Origin of the sequence: Cognatilysobacter bugurensis, assembly GCF_014652095.1 — a bacterium.
GTDB lineage: Bacteria > Pseudomonadota > Gammaproteobacteria > Xanthomonadales > Xanthomonadaceae > Cognatilysobacter > Cognatilysobacter bugurensis.
Map to the genome: position 1 here is coordinate 154,239 of NZ_BMYD01000002.1, position 13,963 is coordinate 168,201.

Annotated in this window: 7 protein-coding genes; 4 read left to right on the top strand and 3 right to left on the bottom strand. The window is 67.6% G+C overall.

The genetic code is table 11. The annotated features are described in order from the left end of the window. Window positions 1–200: 200 nt before the first annotated feature. From IE075_RS07840 to IE075_RS07850, 3 genes are all read right to left on the bottom strand, one after another. The gene (locus tag IE075_RS07840; RefSeq protein WP_189455133.1) at window positions 201–3,107 is read right to left on the bottom strand and encodes an EAL domain-containing protein; all 2,907 of its coding nucleotides are present in this window, start codon (window positions 3,105–3,107) and stop codon (window positions 201–203) included. A gap of 235 nt (window positions 3,108–3,342) precedes the next feature. Further along, window positions 3,343–3,966 (bottom strand): trimeric intracellular cation channel family protein, encoded by a 624-nt coding sequence (locus IE075_RS07845; protein WP_189455135.1) that lies wholly within the window; start codon window positions 3,964–3,966, stop codon window positions 3,343–3,345. 69 nt (window positions 3,967–4,035) lie between these two features. Beyond that, window positions 4,036–5,049, bottom strand: coding sequence for a LacI family DNA-binding transcriptional regulator (locus IE075_RS07850; RefSeq protein WP_189455137.1), 1,014 nt, complete (start codon window positions 5,047–5,049; stop codon window positions 4,036–4,038). A 223-nt stretch (window positions 5,050–5,272) separates the two neighbouring features. Here IE075_RS07850 and fucP point away from each other — a divergent pair, with 223 nt between their 5' ends. The 4 genes from fucP (at window position 5,273) to IE075_RS07870 (ending at window position 13,913) form a co-directional block, all read left to right on the top strand. Next, on the top strand, window positions 5,273–6,559 hold the full coding sequence (fucP, locus tag IE075_RS07855; protein ID WP_189455139.1) for an L-fucose:H+ symporter permease: 1,287 nt from the start codon (window positions 5,273–5,275) through the stop codon (window positions 6,557–6,559). A 7-nt stretch (window positions 6,560–6,566) separates the two neighbouring features. Then, entirely contained in the window at window positions 6,567–7,913 is a 1,347-nt protein-coding gene (locus IE075_RS07860) for a glycoside hydrolase family 2 TIM barrel-domain containing protein (RefSeq protein WP_189455141.1), read from the top strand. Window positions 7,914–8,101: 188 nt separating this feature from the next. Further along, window positions 8,102–10,696 (top strand): glycoside hydrolase family 3 protein, encoded by a 2,595-nt coding sequence (locus IE075_RS07865; RefSeq protein ID WP_189455143.1) that lies wholly within the window; start codon window positions 8,102–8,104, stop codon window positions 10,694–10,696. A gap of 178 nt (window positions 10,697–10,874) precedes the next feature. Further along, the gene (locus IE075_RS07870; RefSeq protein ID WP_189455145.1) at window positions 10,875–13,913 is read left to right on the top strand and encodes a TonB-dependent receptor; all 3,039 of its coding nucleotides are present in this window, start codon (window positions 10,875–10,877) and stop codon (window positions 13,911–13,913) included. Window positions 13,914–13,963: the final 50 nt, after the last annotated feature.

Consider the following 13,963-nt stretch of genomic DNA (forward strand, 5'->3'; position numbering starts at 1 on the left):
TACAACCGCCCATTTTTGTGAGCGCGGCGTGAAGGTCGCGTCAGCGGGACATGGGATTACCGCGGGCGCTCACGGCGGCAGCCGGGTGCTGCGGCTGTCGCTCTGCAGGAAAACGCCTGATTCACGCGGACGCGCGCGCAAAGCGCCGGTCGAATCGTTCGTGTCCGGCCGGCCAGGCGTAACGCCGCGGCGGCGGTGTCTTACCTCGCGGCGAGCAGGCTTTCCAGCGATTGCGGGCGCGCGAAGAAGTAGCCCTGGCCCAGCGTGCAGCCCAGCGACAGCAGTGCGGCTCGCTGTTCTTCGGTTTCGATGCCTTCGGCCACGACCTCCATACCCTGCGAGCTCGACAGCGCCATGATCGCGCGCACGATCGCGGTGCTGCTGCGTTGCTCGTTCGCCTGCAGGTCACCGATGAAGGACCGGTCGATCTTCAACGTGTGCATGTTGAACCGGTGCAGGTAGCTCAGCGAGGAGTAGCCGGTGCCGAAGTCGTCGAGCGCAATCTCGACGCCGCGCTCATGCAGCCGGCGGAACACCGCGCCGATCTGCTCGGGGTTCTCGAGCAGCGCGCCCTCGGTCACCTCGATGCGCACCTGGCCCGGTTTCACACCGCATTCGTTGATGAGTGCGATGAAGCGCTCGTCGATGTCGGGCGATCGGAAATGCCGCGCTGAGAAATTGAGGTTCACGTATTGCCCGGGCGCGAGCAACTTCGGGATGACGCGCATCGCGTGCTCGAAGATGTGCCAATCGAGCGTTTCCATCATCCCGCTGGCTTCCGCCACGTGCAGGAACGCCCCCGGTGCGAGGATGCCTTTTTCGGGGTGGTTCCAGCGCATCAGTGCTTCATAGCCCACGATGCTGCCGTCCTTCAGTCGGACGATCGGCTGGAAATAGGGGAGAAACTCCTGGCGTGTCGCGCCGCGGCGCAGGTCGCTTTCGGTCTCGAGCAGGGTCAGCGCCTGGTCGTGCAGGCGGGTGTCGAACAGCTCATAGCGGTGGCGGCCGCCGGACTTCGCGCGATACATCGCGATGTCGGCATCGCGCAGGATGTCTTCAGGCGACGAGTAGTGTGGCGCGCACATCGCGATGCCGACGCTCGCACCGGTGAACAGCTCCTTGCCTTCCACCCGCACCGGCTCGCGCAGCGAGTCGAGCACGCGCTGGGCCATGCGGACGCAGCCGTCGGTCGCGTCGACCTCCATGTAGATCGCGAACTCGTCGCCGCCCAGGCGGGAGACCATGTCGCGGCCGCCGCGCACGCAGCGCGAGAGCCGGCTGCCGACTTCCTGCAGCAGCGCGTCGCCGACGAGGTGGCCCACGCTGTCGTTGATGACCTTGAAGCGGTCGAGGTCGACGAACAGCACCGCGAACGAGAACGCCGAGTCGCGCGAACGCTGGGACATCGCCCACACCAACTGCTCGCGCAGGTACGCGCGGTTGGGCAGCCCCGTCAACGAGTCGTGCAGCACCTGGTGCTTGAGGCGTTGCTCGATCCGCTCGCGCACGCTGATCTGCTCGGAGAGCTCGACCGTGCGCGCCGCGACGCGGCGTTCGAGGTCGGCATACGCATGGAGCAATTCCGCGGCGGCGCGTTGGCGCTCCAGGCCGTTGGCGATCTGGTACGAGATGAACGTGAGCAACTCGCAGTCGCGCTCTGTGAAGCCCACGCCATCGGTGTAGCTCTGCACCGCGAGCAGCCCGACGGCACGCTCGCCGACGACGAGCGGCACGCCAAACCACGCGACGCAGTCACGGCCGGTGATCAGCAGCTCGCCGGATCTCTCCAGTGCTGCGATCCACTCGATCGTGCTCGCATCGCGCATGTCGAGCAGCAGTGGCTTGCCGTGGCGCATGCCGAATTCGGTCACGCCGATGCCTGCAGGCCGCGCCTGGGCCGTGGAGCCGAACTGGTCGACGAAATACGGGAAGTGCACCGTGCTTCCGTCGTCGGAGAGCATCGCGATGTAGAAGTTGCGCGCGTCGAGGAACTCGCCCACCACCCGGTGCACCGCGCCGTAGAACTCATCGAGGTGCGCCGTGGTGTGCGACAGCTCGGCGATGCGGAACAGGGCCTTCTGGATCAGCACGCTGCGCTGGAGTTCCTCCGTGCGCTGCTGCACGCGCGTTTCGAGCTCTTCCTGCGCGAGCTTGCGGTCGACAGCCGTCAGGATGTGGCTGCCGACGTACGTCAGCAGTGCCTGGTCGGCCGCGGTGTAACGCGGGCGTTTGATGTAGCTCTGCACGACGAGCACGCCGCGCACCTTGTCGCCCACGATCGCCGGCACGCCGAGCCAGTCGAAGCACTCCATCCCGATTTCTCGCGTGGGCCCGGAGACCTGGCCGCGAATGTCTTCGGGCGAGCCCATCAGGGGCTTGCCGTCGCGGATCAGGTGCCAGGTGAGCCCGCCGGCCATCTCCGCCATCGGGATGAACTCGTTCGCGTCGCGCACGAGCGGGTCGGTGGTGTCCTTGAGGTAGATGAAACGCAGCGCGTCCTGCTGTTCGTCGAAGAGCGCGATGTAGAAGTTGTCGGCGTACATGAAGCGGCCGACGATCGCATGCAGCGCGCGCAGCATTGCGCCGAGTTCCATGTCCGAACTCGCCATGTCCGCGATCGTGAACAGCGCCGACTGGAGCTGCTCGGATTTCTCGAGCTGGTGCATCGAGTCGGCCATGCGGCACTTTTCGAACATCGTCTCGGCCAGTGGGCCGAGCAGCTCGCACAGATCCTCGACGTGCTCGCGCGAGGCGGCGCTCCCGTCGCAGATCAGGCCGAAGCCCTCGTCGCCTGCGCCCTGGTGGATCGCACATGCGACGCGCTGCCGGGACTCGTCCAGGGCCCATCCGTCGGTCGCAAGGGCCAGGTCCGCGAGGGCGACGTCGCCGGCACGCACGGCGGTCGCGTCGTGCGCGCGCAGCGGCGTAGCGTTCCCACGCCAGCCGACCAAGATCCCGGTCAGGCCCTCGGCGTCGAGGAAATCGGCCACCTGCACCGCGAATGTGCGCATGTCGGCCGCGCCAAGCAGCCGCTTGAGCAGACGGCCCGCGCGCCGCTCCGGCGCCAACGCGTTGCCGGTGACCGGCAGTCGCACCACTGATCCCATGTGTGTTCTCCCCACGCGCGCGACGTCATCGGCGAGCCGTGCCTTGGTTATCGGCATCTGCTCTTTAACCTGAATACCTTGCGCGCAGCCGTGACCGCCGTAGCGGTGTAGCTCATCCGTAAGCGGTCAATGCGGCGGTGCCGTAAGCTCGCCGGCGGTCGCGGGGCCTCTCTCTGACGATGGCGACGGTGCTGTCCCCCGAAGCCCCGGCGCGGCCGGAGAAAGGGGCCGGGCTTCAGTCAGCTGGGTCGACGCGGGCTACCGGCAGCCGCCAGCCGCGCCGGATCGCAAGAAAACGCAGCACGAAGCAGGCCGACGCGCCGGCGAGAGCGAGCGGGGCCGGCGGCAGCTGCAGGGCATCGCCGATGACGACGACGCCCGCGCCCAGTGCGGCGGCCACGGCGTAGAGCTCGCGTCGGAGCACCGCGGGGATTTGCGCGACGAGCACGTCGCGGGCGATGCCGCCGCCGACGCCCGACAGCACGCCCAGCAGCACCGCGCCGGTCGGGCCCACGCCGTGCGCGATCGCCTTCGCCGCGCCGGTCACCGCAAACAGGCCCAGCCCGATCGCGTCGAAGAGCTGCACCGGGTTGCGGAGGCGCTCCACCTGCCCGTACCGGTAGAAGGTGACAAAGGCTGCAAGCATCGCAACGCCGAGGTATCGCGGATCCGCGAGCGCGACCGGCGGCGTCGCCCCGAGGACGGCGTCGCGCACGATGCCGCCCGCCGTGGCCGCGGCGAACGCGAGCACGAGCACGCCGAACAGGTCGAGCCGGTGCCGGACGCCGACAGTCGCGCCGCTGATCGCGAACGCGAAGCTGCCGATGAGATCCAGTGCGAGTACGAAGCCGAGCGCCACGCGGGAGTGCCGAAGAAACGATCGCCCATGGTAGGCGAGGGGTGCGGGACGGCTGCGGGTCGGCTGGGTTTAAGCCGGGACCGCACCGGTCGAGCGGCGCAACTGCAGTGTGTGCGGGACATGCAGCATGCGCCCGCTGCCGGGGCGTTGGATGTCCGCGAGCAGTTCCAGGGTCGCGAGCCGCCCCATGTCGCGCACGGGCTGATGCACGGTCGTCAGTGGGGGGAACGTCTGGTTCGACACCGGCGTGTTGTCGAAGCCGCTCACCGCCAGGTCCTCGGGCACGCGCAGCCCGCGCTCGAGCGCGACCGCGACGACACCCGCGGCCATGTCGTCGTTCGCGGCGAACACCGCCGTGGGCCGACGCTTGCCGCCGAGCAGGGTGCGGGCCGCCTCGACGCCCGAGTCGAACGAGAACAGCCCGGGCACGACGAGGTCCGGATCGAACTCCAGGCGGGCCTGCTTGAGCCCCTGCTGGTATCCCGCGAGGCGCCACTTGGTCGCGCCGTGGTCGGGGTGGCCTGAGATGTGGGCGATCCGGCGGTGCCCCAGCGATACGAGGTGCGACACCATGTCGAACGCGGCTTGCTTCTCGTCCATGCCCACGCCGACGACGTTCTGCCGCACTTTCGGCGAGATGCTGGCGAACGGGATTTCCAGCTCGCGAAGGCGCGCCAGCAACGCGGGCGCATCGGTGACCGGCGGCGTGAGCACGACGCCGTCGGGGCGTGAGCGGCTGATCAGCTCGTCGAACTTCGCCACCATGCGCGCGCTGTCCCAGTCGAGCGGGCCGAGCATCATGTTGTACTGCTGCTGCTCGCAGGCCGCGAGCACGCCGGACATGATGCCCATCAGGTAGTTGTCCGACGGGTTGTTGTAGAGCAGGGCGATCAGGAACGAGCGGTTGCCCGCCAGGCTCCGCGCTGAAATATGCGGGACGTAACGCATCTTCTCGACGACTTCGAGCACGCGCTCACGCGTTTCCTCGCGCACGTTCGGCTCGCGATTGAGCACGCGCGATACGGTCTTCATCGATACGCCGGCCGCCTCGGCCACGTCTTCGATACGCACTCTCGATGCCATGTTCACTCCGGGCGAGCGTGGCGCGCGCCTGCAATTGCAGCGGTCGGTTCAACGGACAGCCCGACACGGTACAGCCCCGACGCGGAACGCGTCGTCGACGCTGCACATCCCCGGCCAGGCGGCGTGGATACGTATGACGGAGGCATGGTAGGCCAAAATGACAGCGCTATCATCTGGCCGAATTTTGCGGCAGACTCGGCCGACACCCAGCAGGGCAGGTCCTATGGCGACGTTCTCGAGCAGTGCTCCCGTCCACGCAACCGAGGCCGGCGATTACACCCGCCCGCTGATTGTCATCACCCTGCTGTTTTTCATGTGGGGATTGCTCACCTCGCTCAACGACGTGCTGATTCCGCATCTCAAGTCGATCTACACGCTCACCTACGTGCAGGCGATGCTGGTGCAGTTCTGCTTCTTCGGCGCGTACTTCATCGTCTCGCTCCCGGCCGGCGTGCTGATCCGCCGCATCGGCTACCAGCGCGGCGCCGTCACCGGGCTGGCGATCGCCGCCGCGGGCTGCGCGATGTTTTATCCTGCGGCCGAAAGCGGCTATGCGCTGTTCCTGCTCGCATTCTTCGTGCTCGCAGCGGGCATCACGATCTTGCAAGTCGCGGCGAACCCGTTCGTGACTGCACTGGGCAGCCCCAAGACCGCATCGAGCCGGCTCACCCTCACCCAGGCGTTCAATTCGCTGGGCACGACGGTCGGGCCGTTGTTCGGCGGGCTGTTGATCCTGTCCAGCGTCGAGCCCATCAGCGCAGCGGCGCTGGGGGCGATGACCGACGCGGAGCAGGCGGCGTACCGCGCCGCCGAGGCCGCGACCGTGCAGGGCCCTTACGCGCTGCTCGCAGGTGCGCTGCTGCTGCTTGCGATTGTCTTCGCCGTGGTTCGCCTGCCGCAGATCAGCCATGCCGAGGATGCCGTCGGCATGGCGGCCCGGACGCCCGGCGAGTCGATTTTCAGGCACCGCAACCTGCTGTTCGGCGCGATCGCGATCTTTCTCTATGTGGGTGCCGAGGTCAGCATCGGCAGCTTCCTCATCAACTTCATGGGCGAGCGCCACATTGCAGGTCTGTCGCACGCCGAGGCCGCCCCGTACGTGAGCTACTACTGGGGCCTGGCGATGGTCGGTCGCTTCATCGGCTTTGGCGTAATGCGCTACGTGCGCCCCGGCGTCACGCTCGCTGTCTGCGCCGCGATGTCGATGGCGCTCGTGCTCGCCGCGATCCAGGGCGAAGGTCGGTTTGCGATGTGGGCGATCCTCGGGGTCGGCCTGTTCAACTCGATCATGTTCCCAACGATCTTCAGCATGGCGCTCCACCGCCTCGGGGACCTAACGGGCCGCGGCTCGGGCATCTTGTGCATGGCGATCGTCGGCGGCGCGATCGTGCCCTTCGTGCAGGGGTTCGTCGCGGACCAGGCGGGGCTGCAGCCTTCGTTCTACGTGCCGATGGCCTGCTACGCCTTCATCCTCTACTTCGGCGCGAAGTACGCGCGCCTGTATGACTGAGCGCCGCATGCAGTCCCGCGCGCGGGCGCTCGCCGCCGCGTTGATCGCCGTCGCTTCTACGACCGCGACCGCGATCGCGAGCGGCCCGACGGCGCCTGCGCCCTCGCCTGAAGGCCCGTCGAGCGTGCGCATCGTCGAAGACGACGGACGTTACCGGCTGCTCGTGAATGGAGCGCCGTTCCACGTGAAGGGCGCGGGCCTGCAGGGCGGCGATCAGGAAGCGCTCGCCGCACGCGGCGGCAACGCGTTCCGCACCTGGCGTCCCGACAGCCCGAGCGAGTCGGGGCGCGAGATGCTCGATCGCGCGAAGCGCAACGGCCTGTTCGTGGCGCTCGGCATCGAGGTCGGGAAGGAGCGTCATGGCTTCGACTACGACGACCCCGCAGCCGTGGCGGCGCAGCAGGCCCGCATTCGTGCCGAAGTGCTGCAATACAAGGATCATCCGGCGCTGCTGATGTGGGTGGTCGGCAACGAGCTGAATCTCGAAGCGACGAACCCCGCGGTGTGGGACGCCGTCGATTCGATCGCCGAGATGATCCACGAGATCGACCCGAACCACCCGGTCATGACGACTCTGGCTGGAATCGATCGGGCAGTGGTCGAACAGGTCAAGGCGCGTGCCGATTCACTCGACCTGCTCGGCATCCAGCTCTATGGCGACATCGACGGCCTGCCGCAGAAGTTGCGCGAGAGCGGGTGGACCGGGCCGTACATCGTCACCGAATGGGGCCCGACGGGGCACTGGGAGAGCCCGCTGACCGCCTGGGGCGCGCCGATCGAGGACGACAGCAGCACGAAGGCGCGCCTGCTCGAACGCCGCTACCGCACCGCGATCGAAAGCGACCGACGCCAGGGCCTGGGCTCGTTCGTGTTCCTGTGGGGCCAGAAGCAGGAACGCACGCCGACGTGGTACGGGCTGTTCCTGCCTTCGGGCGAATCCACAGCGAGCATCGATGCGATGCAGCGGGTGTGGACCGGACGGGTGCCCGGGAACGTCAGCCCATCGATCACGCCGATCGAGATCGAAGGACGGCGCGCGGTCGAGAGCATCACCCTCGTGCCCGGGCGGTCGTATGCGGCGCGCGTGGACACGGACGACGCGGACGGCGACGCGCTCGATCATCGCTGGACGATCCGCGCCGAGAGCACGGCGCGCACGGTCGGCGGCGACCCCGAGGAGGTGCCGACCGAGGTGGCGACGCGCTTCGAGGTCAACCAGGGCGGCGGGGTGCGCTTCGACGCGCCACTTCACCCGGGCGCGTACCGACTGTTCGTCGAGGTGCGGGACGGCGCAGGCCATGCGGCCTACGCGAATGCGCCGTTCCAGGTGGCGGAGCAGGCCGACCCGAAGTAAGTGCCGCGCCGGTTTTGTCGCACTGTGCGTGTCGCAGCGCAACAATTCACGGCACCAATGCAGGCGCTGGCTATTGTGGTCGCGCCAGAATTGACAACGCTGTCAGTTGGCGGGTCCATTAGCGATCAGCCATCGAACGGACCCGGCCCCGGCGGCGCTGCTGCCCGGGCTAGCAAGGAGGAATCGTCATGCTTTCCAGCGCCCCGGCCTCGCAACGCGCATCGCATCGCAGCTTGCGCACGCCGACCGTCCTGCTCAGCCTGTGCGTCGCCCTGTGCCTGTCCCAGGCCGCGGCGCAGTCCACGTCCGCACCGGCCGCTGATGCCGCGCTGAGCCCGGTGGCCACGCCTGCGGCCTGGCCGCAGATGAGCTCACCGCTGGCGCCAGACCCGCGCCTCGAAGCGCGCATCAAAGCGCTGCTCGCCGAAATGAGCGTCGAGGACAAGGTGGGGCAGGTCGTGCAGGGCGACCTGGGCAGCCTGACCCCCGAGGACGTGCGCACGTACCGGCTCGGCTCGGTGCTGGCGGGCGGCAACTCCGATCCGGGCGGCCGCTACAACTCGACGGGCCCGGAATGGCTCGCACTGGCCGACGCGCTGTACCGCGCATCGATGGACACCTCGGGCGGGCGCAAGCCGATCCCCGTGCTGCTCGGCATCGACGCCGTGCACGGGCACAACAACGTCGTCGGCGCGACGCTGTTCCCGCACAACATCGGGCTCGGCGCCGCGCACGATGCGGACCTCGTGCGCCGCATCGCGCAGGCCACGGCCGCCGAACTGCGCACGACCGGCTTCGAGTGGACGTTCGCGCCGACCGTCACCGTGCCGCGCGACGACCGCTGGGGACGCACGTACGAGGGCTATTCCGAGGATCCCGCGCTCGTGTCGCGCTACGCGACGGCGGTGGTTGAAGGCCTGCAGGGCGAGGTCGGCTCGAAGACATTCCTAGGACCGTCGCAGGTCGTGGCCTCGTCGAAGCACTTCATCGGCGACGGCGGCACGTTCGAGGGCAAGGACAAGGGCGACACGCGCGTCAGCGAGGCCGAGCTGCGCGACGTGCACGGCGCCGGCCACATTGCGGCGCTCAAGGCTGGCACGCAGACCGTCATGGCGTCGTTCTCGAGCTGGAACGGCGAGAAGATGCACGGCAACCGCAGCCTGCTGACCGACGTGCTCAAGGACCGGCTCGGCTTCGACGGGTTCGTGGTCGGCGACTGGAACGGCCACGGCGAAGTGACCGGCTGCACGAACGAGAGCTGCCCCGAGGCGCTGATCGCCGGCATCGACATGTTCATGGCGCCCGACAGCTGGAAGGGCGTCTACACGAACACGCTCGCCCAGGTGAAGTCCGGGAAGATCCCGATGCAGCGGCTCGACGATGCCGTTGCGCGCATCCTGCGCGTCAAACTGCGGCTCGGCCTGTTCGACGCCGGCGCGCCGTCCGAGCGGGCGCTCGGCGGTGAGTTCGAGCGGCTCGGCAGCGCCGAGCACCGCGCACTGGCCCGCGAGGCGGTGCGCAAGTCGCTGGTGCTGCTCAAGAACAACGGATCGGTCCTGCCGCTCAAGCCGGACGCCCGCATCCTCGTGGCAGGCGACGGCGCGGGCAACGTCGGCAAGCAGGCCGGCGGCTGGACGCTGAGCTGGCAGGGCACGGGCACGACGCGCGCGGACTTCCCGAACGCGACGTCGATCTGGGAAGGCATCGAGCAGGCCGTCAAGGAGGGCGGCGGCCGTGCCGAACTGTCCGTCGATGGGACGTACAAGCAGAAGCCGGACGCGGCGATCGTCGTGTTCGGTGAAGAGCCGTACGCCGAGTTCATTGGTGACGTCCCGAACCTCGCCTACCAGCCCGGCAAGGGGCGCGACCTCGCGCTGCTGCAGCGGCTGAAGGCCGAGGGCATTCCGGTGGTCGCCGTGTTCCTGTCCGGCCGCCCGATGTGGGTCAACCGCGAGATCAACGCCGCCGACGCGTTTGTCGCGGCGTGGCTGCCCGGCTCCGAGGGCGGCGGCGTGGCCGACGTGCTGTTCCGGCGCGCCGACGGCACGGTGGCACACGATTTCACCGGGACCCTGCCGTTCTCGTGGCCGAAAACCGCCGTGCAGACGCCGCTCAACGTCGGCCAGCCTGGCTACGACCCGCTGTTCCCGGTGGGTTACGGGCTCAGCTACGGCAAGCCGCGCGAACTTGCGCCGCTGTCCGAAGAGTCGGGGCTGCGGCACGGCGGCGCCGAGCCGGGCCTGTACTTCGCCCGCGGAGCCGTCGCGCCAGGCTGGACGCTGACCGTGGCCGACGGCAGTGGCAAGGCGCAAACCGTGCGCACGCTGCCGACCCGCGACCTCGCGCGGAACGTGGCCATCCGCGCGACCGATCATGAGGCGCAAGAGGACGCACGCCGCATCCAGTGGTCCGGCAGCGGCGCAGGCATCGTCGCGTTCGCGGCCGATGAGCCCGTCGATCTCACGCGCGAAAGCAATGCAGGGGCCACGCTGGTTGCAACCGTCAAGGTCGATGCGCCCGTGCGGGGCGCCGTTCCGGTCGGAATCGGCTGCGGCACGGGCTGCTCGGCGCAGGTCGACCTCGCCCCGGCGCTTGCCAAGGTGCCGCACTCGCAATGGCAGCGCGTCGCGATTCCGCTTGCCTGCTTCGCGCGCGCCGGGGCAGACCTGAGCCGCGTGAGTGAGGTGTTCCGTCTCAGCTCCAAGAGCGTGCTCGATCTGTCGGTGTCACGCGTGGCATTGGGCACGGAGGCCGATCAGACGGTCGCCTGCCCCGCGCCCTAGGCGCGCTGCACTGCATCATTTTCGACGCTGAAAAGCCTGTTTTTCCTACCACTTCGTCATCGGCGCAGCCTGTTATTGACAACGCTGTCATCAAGTCGTGGAATCGCCGCTTCTTGAAAGTCCGCTGTCCGGCCGACGCCTTCTTTCCTTTGATATCTCGCCACCGCGGGGAACGCCCATGAAGCAACAGCACAAGACGCCCAGCCAGAAGCTACTGACCGCTGCAGTACTGCTGGCCCTGGCCCACCCCGCGTTCGCCCAGGTGGCGACTGAAGAGGCGGCGCGTCCCGCCAGCGAAACATCGCAGTCGACGGAGAACGCAGGCGACGACACGCCGACCGTGCTCGACGCGGTCGTCGTCACCGGCATCCGCAACAGCATGGCCGCGTCGGCGAACATCAAGCGCGACGCGCAGGGCATCGTCGACGGCATCGTCGCCGAGGACATGGGCAAGTTCCCCGACACCAACCTCGCGGAGTCGCTGCAGCGCATCAGCGGCGTGTCGATTGATCGCAGCAACGGTGAAGGCTCGACGGTCACTGTCCGCGGCGTGGGCCCGGACTTCAACCTGGTGCTGCTCAACGGGCGCCAGATGCCCGCGTCGACGATTGCCGACACCGGCGCGTCGAACTCGCGCGCGTTCGATTTCGCGAACATCGCGTCCGAAGCGATCTCCGCAATCGAGGTCTACAAGACCAGCCGCGCAAGCACGCCGACCGGCGGCATCGGCGCGGCGATCAATATCAAGACGGCGCGTCCGCTCGACACCCCCGGCACGCGCGCGATCGTCGGCGTCAAAGGCGTCTGGGACACGTCGGTCGAGAACCTTCCGGAGTCGCTACAGGGCGACAGCGTCACGCCCGAGGTCGCAGGCCTGTACAGCACCACATTCGCCGACGGCCGCTTCGGCGTCGCGCTGACCGGCAGCTACCAGGAACGCGACTACGGTTTCAGCCAGGTTGCGGTTGGCAACGGCTGGCGCACGTTCGAGGGCGACGAGAACAACTGGGGCACGATTCCCCAGCCGGGCAGCCCCGGCTCGGAGAACATCATCAACCGCCCGGGCCCCGACGACATCTACTCGGTGCCGCAGAACCTGGGCTACAGCGTCAACGGCGTGCAGCGTCAGCGCACGAACGCCCAGCTGGTGCTGCAGTACGCGCCGACCGACCGCGTCACGGCCACGCTCGATTACACGTACTCCGAGAACAAGATCCAGACCCAGCGCAACGAGCTGTCGGTGTGGTTCAACTTCGGTCCGTCGGAGAGCAGCTGGACGGATGGCCCGGTGGCGGCGCCGAACTTCTACCGCGAAATCATCGTCCCCGCCACAAGCGACCTGTCGATGGGCGGCGCGATGGCCGCGACCAAGAACGAGAACAAGTCGTTGGGCTTCAACGTCGCGTGGGAAGTCACCGACCAGTTGAACCTCGCGCTGGACTATCACAACTCGTCAGCGGTCTCCGGCGCCGATAGCCCGTGGGGATCAAGCGGCGTGCTCGGCGCCGCCGGCTTCTTCCGCGGCACCACCTCGGTGGACTTCTCGGGCGATTTCCCGATCCTCAACGTCCAGTTGCCGCCCGGCCTGAATCAGATCGACCCCTCGGCGATGCAGGTCACCGGCTCGACGTTCCGGAACAGTTATATGCGGTCCGAGGTCGAGCAGGTGCAGCTCGACGGTGATTTCCTGTTCGAGGATTACTCGCGCCTGGACTTTGGCGTTGCCGCGACGGAGGTCAACAACCGCTCTGCGTTCGCCAACGTGCAGCTCGATACCTGGGGTGGCGCCACCAGCCCCGCTGACTATCCGGACGATGTCTGGCGCCTGGATTACATCGGCAACTATTTCGATCAGTTCGCCGGGCACGACAATCCAAACTTCACCGATGCGTTCTTTGTCTGGAACTTCGAAACCGTGCGGCGCCTGGCAGAGGAGGCGTGGGTCCGCAACGGGGGTGACGCCGCGGACTATCGCGCCTCGGACGACTTCACGACCGACCGACGCGTCACCGAGAAGTCCAGGAGCGCATACCTCCAGTGGAGCAACACCTGGGACTTGGCGATGCCGGTGAGCATGGCCGTCGGCGTGCGCTATGAAGAAACTCAGGTGTCGTCGTCGGCGCTGGTACCTGCTGCGACTGCGATCTCGTGGGGCTCCGCGAATGAGCTGAGCATCATCCAGGAAGGCGCGGAGTTCACTCGCCTGGAAGGCGAGTACGACTACTGGTTGCCCAGCCTGGACCTGGCGGTGGATCTCAGCGAAACGATGAAGCTGCGCGGCAGCTACGGCGAAACAATCGGCCGTCCCGGCTGGGGCGCCATCCAGGGCGGACAAACGCTTGATGAGCTGGTGCGCATCAGCGGCGGCACCGGTTCGCAGGGTAATCCCGACCTCGAGCCGCTGCACTCGCAGAACTTCGACCTGTCGTTCGAGTGGTACTACGCCGAAGGCAGCTACCTGTCGGCCGGCTACTTCCGCAAGAACATCGACAACTACATCGGCACCACGCAAATCATCGGCACGCCGTTCAATCTGAACACGCCAGTGGGCGGCGCGTACTGGAACCAGGCACTGGCCACTGGCGGATGCACCACGGCGGACGTCGTTTGCATCCGCAACTACATCCTCAACAACCTCAATGGATCTCCGGGCGTGACCCGGACCGGCGTTGACGCGAACGGTAACGCCACCGGCACGATCATCGGCCAGCCTGGCGACCCGATTGCGGAGTTCCGCATCAATGCACCTGCAAACCAGCGCTCGGCCTCGCTCGACGGCTGGGAGTTCAACGTCCAGCACCTGTTCGGGCAGAGCGGGTTCGGCCTCGCGGCGAACTACACGATCGTCGACTCGGGTTTGACCTACGACAACTACCTGATCGGCGAGCAGTTCGCGCTCGAAGGGCTCAGCGACTCGGCGAACCTGGTCGCGTTCTACGACAAGGGTCCGTGGCAGGTCCGCACGGCCTACAACTGGCGCGACAAGTTCCTCGCCGGCCGCTTCGACGGCTCGGGCCCCAACCCGAACTACGTCGAGGCTTACGGCCAGCTCGACGTCAATGTCAGTTACGAGGTCAACGATCAGCTGACGTTGTCGGCGGAGGTCATCAACCTCACCGATGAAACCCGACGCGTGCACGGCCGCCACGAAAACCAGCTGCTGTTCGCGACCCAGACCGGTCCGCGCTACATGCTGGGTCTGCGATACCAATTCTGAGGGCTGCCGAGGCACGGCGGGCCCGCGACACAGGGGCCGGGTCGGACGCT